The sequence below is a fragment of the Kitasatospora sp. NPDC092286 genome (assembly GCF_044755565.1).
Lineage (GTDB): Bacteria > Actinomycetota > Actinomycetes > Streptomycetales > Streptomycetaceae > Kitasatospora.
Map to the genome: position 1 here is coordinate 18,856 of NZ_JBIVRD010000046.1, position 14,896 is coordinate 33,751.

Here is a 14,896-nt window from a genome sequence, read left to right on the forward strand (position 1 = left end):
AACTCCTTCGGGTGCGGGCCGCGCGGTGCGGCCGGGCGGGGGCGTGGACGCGGGGCGGCGGTTCAGGCCGAGAGGTAGTCCTCGGGGCCGCCGTCGCGGACGGTGTCGAGGGTGAAGCAGTGGTGCCCGCCGCCGAACAGGCGCCGGTGGCGGTGCTGGACCGGAACGACGGTGAAGCGGCGCTGCTCCAGTACCTCGATCAGCTCCGGGTAGAGCGAGTTGACGACGACCGTGGTCTCGTCGATCGACAGCACGTTGATGTCGATGTAGCGGGACGCGGTCGGGACCACGAACCCGAAGGCGTCGTAGTCGGGCTCGGGCACGGTGCTCGCCGGCGGGTAGATTGCCTCCCAGCCGCGCATCGCCTCCGGCAGGAGGCCGAGGTACTCCGGGGAGCGCAGCAGCATCAGGCCCGGGCGCAGCGGGACCACGATGGAGTCGACGTGGTTGTCGGCGATCCCCGGCAGCCGGTGCCAGCGCAGGTCGGGGAAGTTGCGCTCCAGCCACCGGTAGGCGAGCTCGTGGTTGTGGTTGGAGACGTTGACCAGCACGTCGCGGCCCAGGCGGATGCACTGGGCGCCGTCGAAGATCATCTCCAGGCCCAGGCCGTCGATGCTCTGGGCGTCCTCGCCGGTCATCGCCGCGGTGACGTCGATGCCGTGCCGGTCGAAATAGGCGGTGTCGAGGGAGTGGGCGGCGAGCGCGGGCCGCGGCATGGACAGCCAGTTCGACCCCTCGCCGAAGTAGCGGTTGAAGTGCGCCTTGAGGTGGTCGTTCTCGAAGACCCTGCCGCGGATGTGCGGGGCGGTCTCCACGATCGTCGTCCCGAGGATGACCGCGTTGTCGCGCACGTTCAGCGGCGGCGTCGCGCCGCTGCTCCACCACGGGGAAGCGATCTGGACGTCCTTGCCGGGGGTGGAGGGGCGCAGCACGCGCACCCCGCAGCCGGACAGGGCCTCTGCGAAGCCGGTGACGTCCTCGATCAGCTCGTCGACGATGCGCTGGGGGATCGTCAGCTGCCGCTGTCCGTCGGGCAGGTGGGGGGCCACGTTCTCGTAGTAGAACAGCCTCCAGCTACTGTCGGCGTCATGCTCGGTGTAGTGGTCGGCGCGGCCGACGACGACCTCGCGCAGCCTGGTGAAGTCGTCGAAGCTGTGCGCGCCGCGAGTGGGCGGGCCGAGCTGGGGGTGGGGTTGGGTCATGGGATGGGCCGCCTCCTCGGCGGCGGGTGCCGGCATGGCCCCGGCGGGCAGAGGGTGCCGCCCGGGCTGCACTGCGGCGGGCCGGTTGTGGACGGGGGACGGTCGGTCAGGCTGCGGCGTGTTCGGCGGCCGCGGCCTGGCGGGGGTCAGGATCGGCGGTGAGGCGGGCGATGACGTCCTCGATCACGCAGGGCACGTCGGGGGTGGAGCGGCGGCGGAAGAAGTAGCCGGAGCACCACGGCACCTCGTTCCAGCGCTCCAGGCGCTCGGCCAGGAGGGCCTGGGCCTCGGGCAGGCGCCGCCACGGGATCCTGGGGCACCAGTGGTGCACCGGGTGGTACATGTCGTCGAGGTGGCCGCCGAGCAGGTGCCGGGTGAGCCAGTGCGAGGACCAGCCGCGGGTCTGCAGCAGCACGTCGCCGTTCTCGATCAGCCCGGCGTGGTTGCCCAGGTCGGTGATCCAGGTGACCTGCGGCCGCACCAGCACCAGCGGGACCAGCCAGTACAGCAGCAGGTCACCGAGGACGCCGAAGGACCGGCACGCGGCGGCGACACCGGCCCACAGCACCGCGCGGGCGACGAGCGCCCACCGGCTCTCCCGCGGACCGCGGGTCACCAGCGTGCGCAGCGCCGACGTCGGCAGCCGCCACAGCCCGGCCCTGGCGATCACCCGCAGCGCGAAGGCGCTCCGGCTCATCGGCGTCCGGACCGTGTGCAGACGCCCGGCCCGGTAGGACTGGAACATCGGGTCGGCGTCGCTGCCCAGCTGTGCGTGGTGCACCCCGTGGGTGGCCCGGTAGGGCCGCAGTCCCTCGCCGAGCATCCCCGTGAGCAGGTACCCGACCAGGCGGTTTCCGCACGCGGTGGCCAGCAGCTTCGCGTGGACGCACTCGTGCGCCAGGTTCGACAGGTGGCGCTGGCGCACCCCGATGTACAGCATCGCCAGCAGTGGGCCGACGACGTGCCCCACCAGGGAGCCGGCCAGCGCGGCCACGACGATCGCACCGACATCGCAGGCGACATCCCGCAGCCCGACGCTCGGAGCGCCGCACAGGCCCTCGAGTTCGCCGATCAGCTCGGGCCCCAGCGCCTGCCGGACCGGACCGGACGCGCCGGTCGAGTGCCGGCTGCGGCTCCGGGTGTTCTCGCGCCGGCGTGCTGACCACCGGCTGGGCCTGCCCATCTGCTCTCCTCCGGACATCACTGGACTGTTGGAGTTCCGTGAACCGCTGACGGTGGGCGGGGCGCCCCGCCCACCGTCAGCAGCACGTCAGCCGATCAGGACGATCGGGGTCAGGCGGCAGCACCGGGACGCATGCCGAGCTTGACGCCCGGGCGGGCGCCGAGCTTCACGGCGGACGCGCCCGGGCGCATGCCGAGCTTCACGTCGCCCGGGCGCATGCCGAGCTTCAGGTCCTGGTCCATGGGTTCTCCTCTCGGACCGCGGGCATGCCGCGGCCGCGTGTGGTGAATCGGATGGTCGAGCCAGATGAGCACGGCTCGAAGAGCCGGCCGGGCGCTGCGCCGAAGGCGCCGGTGACCGTTGCGCCGAGTGGCCGTGCCATCACGCTAGGGCCGCTCCACGGTCGGCGGCAACGGGTCGTGCCGTTGCGTCAGATGCGCCGGGGCGTTGCGCACCCGTTGCGTCCATCTCGCGGTTGAACTGGGAAAACGCTCTGACGGCTTGCCGGATTCGCGGCCGTCTGCCCGGCGGCGGACCGCCCGGCGGCTGCGCGCGGTCTTCTGCACCCTCCGTGGCGGCGGCTACGTTGAGGCACCCCGGGAGAGCAGTACGCCCCGGAGACACTCCGTCGCATCAACGCCCATTCCAGGCAGTCGAGTTGAGGGGAATGCGCATGTCCGCGCCGTCCGACTCCATCCGCACCAAGGCCCACGTGCTGCACGGCCTGCGAGCCGTCCTCCACGACGAGGGCTTCACCGAGCTGGTCACCCCCGTCGCCCGCCGTGCCGACCTCGGCCTCGGCCGCCGCGTACCCGCCGGCCTCCACGAAGGCCGGCACCTGCGCGCGATGATCGGCCCGGCGCTGCGCGTCAACGTCAGCGCCAGCCTCCCACGGGTGTACGAGATCGGCCCCTGCTTCCGGCCCGAGCCCCCCGACGCCCTCCACGCCGCCGAGTTCACGATGCTCGACCTGTACACCGCGCACCTCGGCTTCGCCGACCTGATCGACCTCGCCTGGCGCCTGGTCGGCCCGCACCTGCCCCACTACGCCCCCGAGCAGCTCTCTGTCGCCGACCACGTCCACGACCAGTTCGGCATCGACCTGCGCACCGAGCCCCTCGGCGACCTGCACCCGCGCATGGCCGCCCGGATCGGCGCCGACGCGGCCGAGCCCTTCCGTGACATCCTCGGCCGCTACATCGCCCTCGAACTCGAGGCCGGCACCACGGGCCGCGCCGTGTTCCTGACCGACTACCCCACCGGCGGCGATGAGCCGTGTGCCCGGCTGGCCCCCGGGACCACCGCCGTCCTGGAGCGGTTCGAGCTGATCGTCGACGGCATCGAGCTCGTCCACGGCTACACCGACGAGACGGACCGCGCGGCCTTCACCGAGCGGGCCAAGGCCGTCGGCCTCTACGACGACGAGCAGCAGCTCGCCCTGGACGCCGTCGCGGCCGGGGCCGTGCCCGCGGACACCGCCGGCCTCGGCATCGGGATCGAGCGGTTGTGCGCCGTCTCCACCGGGCTCCGCGACATCACGCCGTTTCTCCAGTCCCCCCAGTTCTGACCCCGGAGGCCCCGATGGACCTTGAGATCACCCCGCTGGCCGGCGGCTTCGGTGCCCGTGTCGAGACCGACCTCGCCCGCACCGGTGGCCCCGCCGCGGCGGGCGCCCTCACCGCCGCACTGCACCGGCACCGGGTGCTGGTCCTGCCCGGCCAGCACCTCAACCACGCCGACCTGCATGCCGCCGCCGCCCTGTTCGGCGTCGTCGACACCGCCACCGACCGCCGCTACACCGTCCCCGGCTTCCCCGGCCTCACCGTCGTCTCCAACATCCACCAGGACGGCGCCCCGATCGGCATCTACGACGGCGACGAGGAGGAGGAGTGGCACGCCGACAACAGCTTCAAGCCGCAGCTGGCCGCCGCCACTCTGCTCTACTCGGTCATCACCCCCGGCCAGGGTGGCGAGACCCGCTTCGCCGACACCACCCGCGCCTACGCGGACCTGCCCGCCCGTCTCCGGGCCCGGGTCGACGGCCTGAGCGCCGTCCACTCCGTCCAGCACCTCGCCGCCCAGCAGGCCGGCAGCGCCGACGGCCGCTCCTCGACCAAGGCCGGCACCCTCGCCCGACTGCCCGAGGTCACCCACCCGCTCGCCCCTGTCCACCCCGTCACCGGCGCCCGTGCCCTCCTGCTCGGCTCCATGGTCATCCCCCGCATCGAGCAACTGCCCGACCCCGAGGGCCAGGCACTGCTGGCCGACCTCCTCACCCACGCCACCGGCCCCGACTACCTCTACACCCACCGCTGGAACCAGGGCGACCTGGTCGTGTGGGACAACCTCGCCGTCCTGCACACCGCCTCCCCCTGCGACAGCTCACGCCACCCGCGTCTGCTGGTGCGCGCCGCCGTCCGCCAGCCGACACGCCGCCCCGGTCCCTCCGACGGGGGAATCCCCGCCGAGCTGCCCGCCTCCCGATCGAACCGCCAGTAGGGTGGCCGAATGAGTTCCCAAGTGCCCATGAAGGAACGGGCCTTGAACCCGGATCGGATCGCCCGGATCGGGCGCGAGATGCAGGCCGCCTGCCCCGGCTTCGACGCCGTCTCGTTCACCGCCCAGGTCACCGCCGATCTGCCCAGCCTGGAGCTCAAGGCCCGCATCGTCCGCACCGCCGAGGGCCTGCACCAGCACCTTCCCGTCACCGGCCCGGCCGCCCTCGACACCTTGCTGCGCTCCCTGCCAGCCACACCGGAGGCCGCCGGCGCGGAAACCGAATTCGGCCTCTACATCTACGCCCCCCACTCCGCCTACGTCGCCGCCCACCACCTCCACGCCGAGCGGCTCGACCAGGCATTCGACGCGCTCGCCGCGATCACCCCGTACTTCTCCGCCGAGGACGCCGTCCGCGCCTTCCTCACCACCTACCCCGAGCAGACGCTGACGGCCGCCGCGACGTGGGCCACCGCCGCCGACCGCCGGGTGCGGCGCCTGGCCAGCGAGGCCCTGCGCCCCCACCTGCCCTGGTCCGTCGGCACCGGCCTGCCCGTCGACACCGCCCTGCCGCTGCTCGACGCGCTGCACGCCGACAGCAGCCGCTTCGTGACCACGTCGGTCGCCAACCATCTGCGCGACATCGCCCGCACCCAACCCGACCTCGTCCTGGCCACCCTGGCCAGGTGGCGCACCGAAGGACGCGCCACGAACACCGAGCTCGCCTTCATGACCCGCGAGGCGCTCAAGGCCCGCCTCAAGGACGGCTGGCCACCCGCCTACACGATCCTCGGCTACGACCCGCAAGCGGCCGTCAGCGTCAGCCCCCTCCGCCTGACCCACACCCACTACCGGCTCGGTGACGACCTCGCCTTCGAAGCCGACCTCACCGCCCCTACTGACACCCCAGTGCACGTCATGTACGTGCTGACCCGCACCGACCCCGACACCCAGGCCCGAGAGAAAGTCGCTCACCTCACCCGGGCCACCGTCAAAGCAGGCGCACCACTGCGCCTGGCCAAGACCCACCTCCTGACGTCCACCGGCACCGCCGCCCTCGCACCGGGCAGCTACCACCTCTCACTCCAGGTCAACGGCCGCCGCCACCCTCCGGCGCTGCTCCGCATCACCAACAGCCCGGCCTGACCAGGACGGCCCCACCGCACGCAGCCCTGGCGCCGGCAGACCCCGCGCACCGATCGCAGCGCCACACCGCCGTCCGTTCGACCGGCCGATCCCGAGGAGCAGCCCGCAGTGTTCCCCGCTCAACCCGACCACGACCGCCGTCGGCGGCTGCTCCAAGACCTTGCCGCCATCAGCCCCTGGGACTCGGTGGAGGCCCAGCACCTGGCGGAGACCGCGGCATGGATCTCCAGCGGGGCACCTCTGGACCGAACCGCCTACGACGCGCCCGACCCGCACCTGGTCGCCTACTTCGTCGTCGCCGACCCTGACCGCGAAGAGCTCCTGCTGGGCCACCACGTCAAGAGCGGCCTGCGCCTTCCGGCCGGTGGGCACGCGGAGCCCGGAGAAGCACTCTGGCAGACGGTCGAACGTGAGGCGGCGGAAGAACTTCGGCTCCCGGCTGTTCCCTTCCTCGGCCGGAGCCCGTTCTTCCTCACCCGCACGTCGACAGTGGGTCCTCGCAGTCACACCGACGTGTCGTGCTGGTTCGTTCTACGCGCTCACCGGCAAGACGTCAGCTGGTTCGACCCCGGCGAGTACACGGCCGTCGAGTGGCTGCCCTGGCGGCGGCTTCTCGAAGAGCCCATCCATCAACTCGACCCGAACATGCACCGGTTCACACGCAAGTTCCTGGCCGCGGTGACGGCCGACTGACCCGCGAAGGCACCCGGCAGCGGGACCCTGCGCAGCGAGATCGGCGGACCGCGGTCGGTGCCTTCGCGGTCCCCGCGACGACGAGTAGCCGGAGTGCCCCAGCAGGCGCTCAACGTCCGAGAGAACGAGGTGATGCAGTGACCGATCAGCAGACGGCCACGCCGGCGCGCTCAGTGCGGGAGGTGACCGCGAGCACGTTCCTCCTGCGCCGCGACGCGGGCCAATGGAGCGTGGGTTTGATCTGGCACGACCGGTTGGACAGCCACATGCCGGCCGGCGGTCACGGCGAGGTCGGGGAGGGAGTACACGACGCCGCTGTCCGCGAAGTCTTTGAAGAGACCGGCCACAGGGCCCGCCTGATCCCCGGCCCCACGGTACCCGTCCCAGCTGACTTCCCCCACCGTCCCGTTCCGGCTCCGTGGTGGATCTGCGAGGGCGGGGCGAGTCCTGACGGACACACCAGCACCCTGCACACCCACGTCGACCACATCTACCTGGCCCTCGTGGACACCGTGTCCGCGGCCGCCGAGCAGCAGGCCGACCACCAGCTCACCTGGTTCACCCACAGCCGCCTCACTACCGACCCGACCGTATCCGAGGACAGCCGACTCCTCGCGCTGCAGCTGATGACCTGGCTGGACGGCGCCCCCGCCGGTGCCGAGGACAACCCGGAGCGGCTCAGCGCCCACCTCGCCCACCGAGCGGCCCTGGGCCTCCTCCTGCCGACGCAGCAGCGCCAGCAGGAGGGCCCGGCATGATCGGCGGCTGGAGCACGGTCGCCTCGACCGTCCAATACACGGGACTGCGGGTGGTGGTGCGCCGCGACTCGGTCCGACGCGCCGACCAGAGCCTGGGGACGTACGAGTACACCGAGTCCGTCGACGGGGTGCGCGTCGTGGCCCTCAACGACCGGGGCCGGATCGCCCTGGTGGAGGAGGCCGTCTACGCCTGCGGCCAGCGGCTGCTGATGTGCCCCGGTGGCGGGTGCGAGCCCGGCGAGGACCCGCTGGCGGCCGCGCGCCGAGAGCTGGCCGAGGAGGCCGGAATCCACGCCGCCGAGATCGAGCTGCTGACGACAATGTGGCGGATGCCCGCTGGCGCGCGTACCCGCGAACACCTCTACCTCGCCCGGGGCCTGAGCGTCGGAGAACACCACCGGGACCCGAGCGAGGCCGACATGGAACTGCACTGGTTCCCCCTGGAGAAGGCGGTGGCGATGTGCACCGCGGGCCGGATCGTCGAGGCCGGCACCCTCGCGGCGGTCCTGCTGACCGCGCAGCGCGCAGACATCCAGGCCACGCCGTCCGCTGACCGCCCGAGCTGAGGAGACTGGTGACCGACACCGACATGGCCGGCGCCGAGCAGGATCCCGACCTAGTGCGTTACCTGGCCGCGCACGCTGCCCCCGCCGCGTGCGCGGACGCACTGATCCGCAACGCCCAGGGCCAGGTCCTGATCGTCGATCCGGTGTACAAGCCGGGCTGGGACCTGCCCGGCGGCATGCTGGACGACGAGGAGCCGGCCGAGGCACTCGTGCGGGAGCTGCGGGAGGAACTGGGGCTGCACGCCGAGGTCGGCCGCCTGCTGGCGGTGGACACGGTGTCCGCCCGCCGCTGGGGACGCACGATCGTCTGCTTCCTCTATGCGGCCCACCCCGGGAAGGCCATCGAGGTGGCCGACCTGGTGCTGCAGAGCAGCGAGATCCGAGAGGCCCGGTTCGTCGGCGACCAGGAGGCGCTCGCTCTGCTGGCCGAGCCGGTGGCCGCCCGCCTGGCGGCGACGCTGGCCGCGGAGCGCGGATCCCACACCGCGGTGCTGCGCGACGGCCGCCCTGTCCCGGTGGCGCGGCGTGACCACTACCTGCTGCTGCCGGCGCCGATGATGGCGGCCACCGTGCTCGTGCGGGACACCGCCGGTCGGGTCCTGGTCCTGGAGCCGAGTTACAAGGCGCACCTCGAACTGCCGGGCGGGATGGTCGAGGCGCACGAGACCCCGGCGCAGGCCGCCGGCCGTGAGCTGGCGGAGGAGCTCGGTCTGCGGGTGCCAATCGGCCGGCTGCTGGTCGTGGACAGCAACTCCGCTGCCCTATCCAAGTACGGGAGGGCTCTGACCTGCCACATCTACGATGTCGAGCCGCTGACGCCCGCTCAGGCACGGGAACTGTGCTTCGTTGACGGGGAGATCCGCGCGGCTCAGTGGCTGGAGCCGAAGGACGCCCAGAATTCGCTGCCTCCACTGCTGGCGGAACGGGTGGCCGCGGCGCTTCTGGCTCTGGAGGCCGGCACCGTCGAGGTGATCGAGCGAAGCAGACCGGAGGCAGCGTGAGCTCACGCTCCCCCGGCGGAGCGTGAGCGTGGCCGGCCACCACAGCCGCCTGCCCGATCCGGCAGCACAGCGCCCGGCATCGGAACCAGTGATCGCCACAAGTCATCGCTCGCCGCTCGGCCCGCGGAGGAGTCCCGCCGAGAGGGCCGCTCGAAGGCGGCCACGAAGCACGTGCTCAGTCAGCTCCACAAGGGTCGTGACGTACCGGAAGTCCCGCACTCTACAAGTCCGCCGGGCCCCATACGCACCAACGCGCCCCGCTGCCGTGCGGCGCTTGGGAACCTCGGCGATTCGGCCAACCGCCTCTTGTGGCAGTGCCGTTGCGCGAGCTGAGTCGGTGCAGCTTCCACGGTTCCCCGAACGCTCTATCCCGGGACTTCAGGACCGACCGAAAAACGTGTGTTCGATATCCCGGCTGTGTCGTTGAGCCTCGCGAACCAGCCGTGACGACCGACAGGGGGATCGACTTGACCTCGGGCAGCACAGCCGCACAGCCGAGCACGGACGAAGCGGAGGGGACTCCACCGGACAGCGGGGGCGCGGCGCAGGAGGAGGAGTTCCAGTACCGGGACGAGTCCCGGCTCCAAGCCGGCGCGCAGATGACGACGACCACGATGGCGCGGCGCCTGCCCGTGCTGGTGCGCCGGTCGCTGCGCATGGCGTGGCAGGTGGACCGGGGCGCGACGGCCGGGCTGCTCGCGTGCCAACTCGGCACTGGCGTGCTGGCCGCGCTGGGCCTGTTCGCTGTCACCGGGACCCTCACCGCGCTGATCTCCTCCGGCGATATCACCGAGCGACTGCGGGAGGCGGCTCCGCAGCTGGCCGTCATCGCGGCGGCTGCGGGGCTGCGGGCCCTGCTGGGAGTCACGGTGACCTGGCTGACCGGTCGGCTGCGGCCGGTGCTCGCCCGGGCCGCAGAAGTCAGCATGGTCGAAGCGGCTCTCGGCGCCGAGGCCGCGGCGAACAACAAGCCGGGATACAACGACCAGTACGACATCGCCGACCGCGGCGCCCAGGTCACCCCCGACCTCGTGGAGGAAGCCCAGGACGTGCTGGCCGCCACGGCGACCCTCGCCGCCGGCGCCACGGTCCTCACCGTGATCCACCCGATTCTCTTGCCTCTTCTTCTCCTGGCGTGCCTGCCGCAGGCCGCCGCGTACGTGCGCGCGGCCCGAGTGGTGTACCTCGCGGGCCTGGAGACGTCGGGGCGCCGGCGGATGCTGCACAAGCTCCGCTGGCACATGTCCTACATGGAGTCCAGCGAGGAGATGCGGGCCTGCCTGGCCGGCCCGTTCCTCCTGGGCCGCTACCGGCGCCTGGCCGCCTCCGTCAACGTCTCCGAGCGCGAGGCCGCGAACACGGGGGCCTGGATGGGCCTGGCCGGTGCGGCGGCCGGCGGAGTCGCCTCGGCGGCAGTCTGGGCGACCCTGCTGTGGCTGCTGGTCTCCGGCCGGATGGACCTGGCGGCTGGCGGCGGTGCGGTCTTCGCCCTGCAGACGGCGACCGGCTCCGTACGCGGCATCATCAACGGCGGAGCCCGGCTGGTGCGCACCGGCTGGTACGTGCAGGACTGGCAGAACTTCATCGATAACGCGCACGGGCAGGCGATGGTGGCCTCGCGTGGCTCCGAGGTACTGCCGGCGCCGCCGGAACGATTCGAGGTCCGCGACGTCACCTACCGGTACGACGGCGCGGACAAGGACAGCCTGGCCGGGGTGTCGCTGACGGTACGGCGCGGGGAGATCGTGGCGCTGGTCGGGGAGAACGGGTCGGGTAAGACAACGCTGTCCCGGCTGATCTGCGGGCTGCTGCTGCCGACCTCCGGGGAAGTGGCCTGGGACCACAAGACCACCGCGCGGCTGGAGCCGTGGGAGGCGTGGAAGCACGTGGCGGTGGCACCGCAGCGGTTCACCTACCTGCCGCTGACGCTGCGCGACAACGTCACCCTCGGACAGGGCGACACCAGCGACGCCGCGCTCATGGCGGCCTGCGAGGCGTCCGGAGCCGCGGACATGCTGCCCGCCCTCCGTTCCGGCCTCGACACCCTCCTGACCAGCGAATGGTTCGGCGGCCACCAGCTGTCCGGCGGGCAGTGGCAACGCGTCATCCTGACCAGGGCATTTCACCGGAAGGCCGAGCTGCTGGTGATGGATGAGCCCACGGCCGCGCTCGACGCCCGGGCGGAGCACCACGTCTTCACCGGCCTGCGGGACCTGGCCAAGGACCGGGCCATCCTTCTGATCACACACCGGCTCGCCAACGTCGCCGTGGCCGACCGGATCGTCGTCCTCGACCAGGGCCGTCTCGTCCAGGAAGGCACGTACGCGCAGCTCACCCGCGAACCCGGGCTCTTCCGGACCCTGTGGGAACTGGAGCAGCGCACCGGCGGCGCGCCCGGCCCCACCTGATCCCCGCCCGCAGTCCTGAGCCGACCCCGGCCGTCCGGCAACGGCCGGGGTCCGTCGATCCGCCAACCTGGCCGGCCGATCCGGCACCCCGACGACCAACGCGACCGACACCCCCGGGAGGAACCGTGTTCCCCGATCTCACCGAACCTGATGGCGGTGTGCCCTGGCGCTCCGCCGTCCCGCGCCCGGGCGCGAGGTGTGCCGGATGAGCCAGACGAAGCCGCTGCCCGCGGCCCTGAAGCGTTGGGCGGAACAACGGATCGGCCCCGTCGTGTCCGTCCGCGACGCCTCGCACGACTGGGACCGCTCCCGGGTGTGGGATCTGAAGGGCGAACGCGGGGTGCACCACTACCTGAAGGTCTCGCCCTCGGTGAAGTTCTTCACCCGTGAAAGCCGGGCCTACCGCCACATTGTCCCCGCACTCGGACACACCCGGGCACCCCACCTCATCGACAGCCGTGCCCAGGACCTGGCCCTACTGCTCACTGCGGTTCCCGGTGCCCCGGCGAAGGAACTCGGCTTGGACGCCGCCGGGTGGCGGACCGTGCACCAGCAAGCCGGGGCGCTCTGCGCCCGGCTCCACGAGGCCGGACCGCTCGACCCCGGCGACCGGGGGGAGGCCGAAGCCTCGTTGTCCGCCGCCGCTGACGGAGCGGAGAAGTATCTGGCTCGCGCTGGGAACCGGCTCAACCAGGACGAGCAGCAGCTGATCCGGGACTATGCTGACCGGCTTCGCCGCGTCAGCCCGGTGCCCGTCGGCTACGTCCACGGCGACAATCAGCCGAGGAACTGGCTGTGGTCCGAGCAGGGACTCGCCCTTGTCGACTTCGAGCGGTCCCGGCCGGCCGCCCGCGTCCAGGACCTCGTCATCCTCGCCACCACCCAGTGGGCTGACCATCCGGACCGTGAGAAGGCGTTCCTCCTGTCCTACGGGCGGGAGCTGTCCGACGCCGAGCGGCACGCGCTGCGCTGCCTGACCGCGCTGGACGCGGTCAACTGCCTGGCCTGGGGCCCGGACAACGGCGACGCCGAGGTCACTGCCCGGGGCCGGCGGACTCTGGACCGGCTCATCAGGGAGGACCGGCCGTGAGCGCCGTACACCGGAGTATCGGGAACGTCATGGTCCTGCTCCAGCGTCCCGCCGACGGCCGGATCCTGACCGTCCGGCACCAGGCGACGTCGTGGCACTCCCCCGGAATGCTCACGGTCGTCGGAGGACGCCTTGAGAACGGCGACTTCCTCGACGAGGGAGCGGTGCGCGAGCTCGCCGAGGAAGTCGGCATCCACATCAGTCCGGACCGCCTGCGGTTCTGCCAGCTGCTCCACTTCCACGCGGCGGACGGTGAGCGGGTGATCGGCGCCGCCTTCACGGTGCGGGAGTGGGAGGGCACCCCGTACAACCGCGAGCCGGGCACGCACACCGAGCTGGTGTGGGTCGACCCCGCCGCACCGCCGGCCGACTGCCACCCCTTCACCCACGCGGTCCTCACCCACTTCGCCACCGGCCGGCTCTATGCCAACGTGATCGCCCCGGAACTGCTGGGCGGTGAGGCCGGGTGACGACCTCCACCCAGACGGCCAAGGCCGCGACGGTCACCTTCCCGGATCTGCGCCGCTTGGTCGCCAGCGAGTGCGCGAGCCTGTCCGGATCCGCGGTCAGCACCGTCGCCCTCCCCACCCTGGCCGTACTGGAACTCCACGCCTCCACCACCCAGATCGCCGCGCTCGCCTTCCTCAGCCAACTGCCGAACGCCGTCGTGGCGCTCCCGGCCGGCGCGCTCTCGGACCGCTACGCCAAGCGCCCCCAGATGATCGCCGCGGACCTCACCGCCGCTGCGGGCCTCGCGACCATCCCGGCCGCAGCCTTCGCCGGGGTGCTCGGCATCGGCCAGCTGTACGCGGTCGCCGTCGTCCTCGGCATCACCAAGATCGTGCACGATGCGGCCGCCATCAGCTACCTGCCCATGCTCGTCGAGCCTGACCAGCTGCAGCACGCGAACTCGAGGCTCGGTGCGGCCTCGTCGGTGGCCGACAGCGCGGGCAGCAATGCAGGCGCCGCGCTGGTCGGCGCCATCGGCGCCGCCCGCTCGCTCCTCGCCGACGTCCTCTCCTACCTCGTCTCCGCCCTCCTCGTTTGGCGCATCCGCACCCCCGAGCCGCGAGCTCCGCTGCCCGTAGACCGGCGAAGCCTCGCGCGGGAAATCGGGGAGGGCCTGCGCTACGTGGCCGGGCAGCACACGATCCGAACGGTGATCGTGGCGCTCTCCACGCTCAGCTTCGGCCTGGCGATCATGAATACGTACTGGGCGTACTACCTGCTCGCCGACCTGCGCGTGTCCCCGACCGCGTTCGGCGTGATCATGGGGGTCGGTGGCGCCGGCAGCCTTGCCGGGGCACTCCTCGCCCCGCGGATCGCCTCCCGGATCGGGATCGGGCCGACGATCATCATCGGGTTCGCGGTCAGCCCACTGGCCCAGGTTCCCCTCCTGCTTGCCGGGCCCGGCATCCGCTGGCAGATCGCGCTCGCCGGGACGCTGACCGGTCAGCTGTTCTGGGCCACAGCCTCCGGCACGAGCCAGAGGTCCCTCCGGCAGATCTTGTGCGAACCCCGCTTCCAGGGCCGCATGCAGGCCGCGAGCACCACAATGACCGCCGGCGCCCGACCCCTCGCCGCCGCTACCGCCGGCGCCCTGGTCCTCCTCCTCGGGGTACGCGGCACCCTCGTCGTCGGTGCGGCCCTCCAGGTCGTCCCCGTGGCCCTCCTGCTCTTCTCCCCTGTCCGCGCTCTGCGGGACATGCCCGCCCCGCCCACGCGCGCCGCCGTTCCGCCCGCCCGTGAAGGAGCCTCATGACGACGACAGCGACCGCCGCGTACTGGGAACCGCTGTGGGCCGGGGGCCGCCGGTACCGGCAGCTCGACGTCCCCGAAATACGGCTGATGGACGAGCATCTCGGCCCCGGCCGCGGACGCCCCGCCCTTGACGTCGGCTGCGGCGATGGCGCCTTGGCCCGGCACCTCCACCACGAGCTCGGCTACCGCACCACCGGCATCGACATCTCCCCCAGCGCCATCGCACTCGCCGCCGGCCACAACTCAGGCCCCGGGCCCGCATGGCGGTGCGCCGACATCGCCACCGGCGACCTCTCGGCACTGCCGGAGCCCGCGTACGCGGTCATCACCTGCCGACTCGTCTACCGGTGGATGGACGACAAAAGAGCCTTCCTCAACCGTGTCCGCCAACTCCTCGCGCCCGGGGGGACGTTCTGGGTTGTCACCGAGATCACCGGCCGCCGCGAGAATGCCGACCCCCTTCACAGCCTCGGGATCAACCCCGCCGAGACCGAAAGCCTCACCTCGGCCTGGTCCACCGTCCGGACGGCCGACCTCGACGTGCTCCGCTGCTACGCCCTGCGCCCCTGAACCCATCCACCCCCTGATGAAG

The 14,896-nt window shown here is 72.1% G+C and carries 15 protein-coding genes; 12 read left to right on the plus strand and 3 right to left on the minus strand.

All coding sequences use genetic code 11. From position 1 onward, the window contains the following. Positions 1 to 62 precede the first annotated feature (62 nt). The 3 genes from ACIQIB_RS33180 to ACIQIB_RS33190 all read right to left on the minus strand — a co-directional run bounded on the left by ACIQIB_RS33180 (position 63) and on the right by ACIQIB_RS33190 (position 2,627). The gene (locus ACIQIB_RS33180) at positions 63 to 1,202 is read right to left on the minus strand and encodes an inosamine-phosphate amidinotransferase 1 (protein WP_400762546.1); all 1,140 of its coding nucleotides are present in this window, start codon (positions 1,200 to 1,202) and stop codon (positions 63 to 65) included. A 106-nt stretch (positions 1,203 to 1,308) separates the two neighbouring features. Then, positions 1,309 to 2,385, minus strand: coding sequence for a fatty acid desaturase family protein (locus tag ACIQIB_RS33185; protein ID WP_400762548.1), 1,077 nt, complete (start codon positions 2,383 to 2,385; stop codon positions 1,309 to 1,311). Between the two features lie 110 nt (positions 2,386 to 2,495). After that, positions 2,496 to 2,627: a hypothetical protein gene (locus ACIQIB_RS33190; protein ID WP_400762550.1), complete on the minus strand. Its 132-nt coding sequence runs from the start codon at positions 2,625 to 2,627 to the stop codon at positions 2,496 to 2,498. Positions 2,628 to 3,058: 431 nt separating this feature from the next. Here ACIQIB_RS33190 and ACIQIB_RS33195 point away from each other — a divergent pair, with 431 nt between their 5' ends. From ACIQIB_RS33195 to ACIQIB_RS33250, 12 genes are all read left to right on the plus strand, one after another. Next, positions 3,059 to 3,952, plus strand: a complete 894-nt coding sequence (locus ACIQIB_RS33195; protein ID WP_400762551.1) for an amino acid--tRNA ligase-related protein — start codon at positions 3,059 to 3,061, stop codon at positions 3,950 to 3,952. Between the two features lie 14 nt (positions 3,953 to 3,966). Next, positions 3,967 to 4,884 (plus strand): TauD/TfdA dioxygenase family protein, encoded by a 918-nt coding sequence (locus tag ACIQIB_RS33200; RefSeq protein WP_400762553.1) that lies wholly within the window; start codon positions 3,967 to 3,969, stop codon positions 4,882 to 4,884. Between the two features lie 42 nt (positions 4,885 to 4,926). Then, a complete protein-coding gene (locus ACIQIB_RS33205; RefSeq protein ID WP_400762555.1) occupies positions 4,927 to 6,027 on the plus strand; it encodes a DNA alkylation repair protein in 1,101 nt (366 codons plus the stop codon). A 108-nt stretch (positions 6,028 to 6,135) separates the two neighbouring features. Next, positions 6,136 to 6,720, plus strand: coding sequence for an NUDIX domain-containing protein (locus ACIQIB_RS33210; protein ID WP_400762557.1), 585 nt, complete (start codon positions 6,136 to 6,138; stop codon positions 6,718 to 6,720). A gap of 182 nt (positions 6,721 to 6,902) precedes the next feature. Continuing rightward, on the plus strand, positions 6,903 to 7,478 hold the full coding sequence (locus ACIQIB_RS33215; protein ID WP_400762625.1) for an NUDIX domain-containing protein: 576 nt from the start codon (positions 6,903 to 6,905) through the stop codon (positions 7,476 to 7,478). Next, on the plus strand, positions 7,475 to 8,044 hold the full coding sequence (locus ACIQIB_RS33220; RefSeq protein WP_400762559.1) for an NUDIX domain-containing protein: 570 nt from the start codon (positions 7,475 to 7,477) through the stop codon (positions 8,042 to 8,044). Before ACIQIB_RS33215 ends, ACIQIB_RS33220 begins: the two co-directional genes overlap by 4 nt. An 8-nt stretch (positions 8,045 to 8,052) precedes the next feature. Beyond that, on the plus strand, positions 8,053 to 9,045 hold the full coding sequence (locus tag ACIQIB_RS33225; RefSeq protein WP_400762561.1) for an NUDIX domain-containing protein: 993 nt from the start codon (positions 8,053 to 8,055) through the stop codon (positions 9,043 to 9,045). 467 nt (positions 9,046 to 9,512) lie between these two features. Then, a complete protein-coding gene (locus ACIQIB_RS33230; protein ID WP_400762563.1) occupies positions 9,513 to 11,453 on the plus strand; it encodes an ATP-binding cassette domain-containing protein in 1,941 nt (646 codons plus the stop codon). 205 nt (positions 11,454 to 11,658) lie between these two features. Next, on the plus strand, positions 11,659 to 12,543 hold the full coding sequence (locus tag ACIQIB_RS33235) for a phosphotransferase (RefSeq protein WP_400762565.1): 885 nt from the start codon (positions 11,659 to 11,661) through the stop codon (positions 12,541 to 12,543). Then, complete coding sequence (locus ACIQIB_RS33240) at positions 12,540 to 13,013, plus strand: NUDIX domain-containing protein (protein ID WP_400762566.1); 474 nt, start codon at positions 12,540 to 12,542, stop codon at positions 13,011 to 13,013. The genes ACIQIB_RS33235 and ACIQIB_RS33240 overlap by 4 nt, the downstream gene beginning before the upstream one ends. Beyond that, entirely contained in the window at positions 13,010 to 14,305 is a 1,296-nt protein-coding gene (locus ACIQIB_RS33245; protein ID WP_400762568.1) for an MFS transporter, read from the plus strand. The genes ACIQIB_RS33240 and ACIQIB_RS33245 overlap by 4 nt, the downstream gene beginning before the upstream one ends. Next, complete coding sequence (locus ACIQIB_RS33250; RefSeq protein ID WP_400762570.1) at positions 14,302 to 14,874, plus strand: class I SAM-dependent methyltransferase; 573 nt, start codon at positions 14,302 to 14,304, stop codon at positions 14,872 to 14,874. Before ACIQIB_RS33245 ends, ACIQIB_RS33250 begins: the two co-directional genes overlap by 4 nt. Positions 14,875 to 14,896: the final 22 nt, after the last annotated feature.

Coding starts and splice junctions, on each gene's coding strand:
- ACIQIB_RS33180 (WP_400762546.1), bottom strand. CDS start 1,202: ATGACCCAACCCCACCCCCAGCTCGGCCCGCCCACTCGCGGCGCGCAC.
- ACIQIB_RS33185 (WP_400762548.1), bottom strand. CDS start 2,385: ATGGGCAGGCCCAGCCGGTGGTCAGCACGCCGGCGCGAGAACACCCGG.
- ACIQIB_RS33190 (WP_400762550.1), bottom strand. CDS start 2,627: ATGGACCAGGACCTGAAGCTCGGCATGCGCCCGGGCGACGTGAAGCTC.
- ACIQIB_RS33195 (WP_400762551.1), top strand. CDS start 3,059: ATGTCCGCGCCGTCCGACTCCATCCGCACCAAGGCCCACGTGCTGCAC.
- ACIQIB_RS33200 (WP_400762553.1), top strand. CDS start 3,967: ATGGACCTTGAGATCACCCCGCTGGCCGGCGGCTTCGGTGCCCGTGTC.
- ACIQIB_RS33220 (WP_400762559.1), top strand. CDS start 7,475: ATGATCGGCGGCTGGAGCACGGTCGCCTCGACCGTCCAATACACGGGA.
- ACIQIB_RS33235 (WP_400762565.1), top strand. CDS start 11,659: ATGAGCCAGACGAAGCCGCTGCCCGCGGCCCTGAAGCGTTGGGCGGAA.
- ACIQIB_RS33250 (WP_400762570.1), top strand. CDS start 14,302: ATGACGACGACAGCGACCGCCGCGTACTGGGAACCGCTGTGGGCCGGG.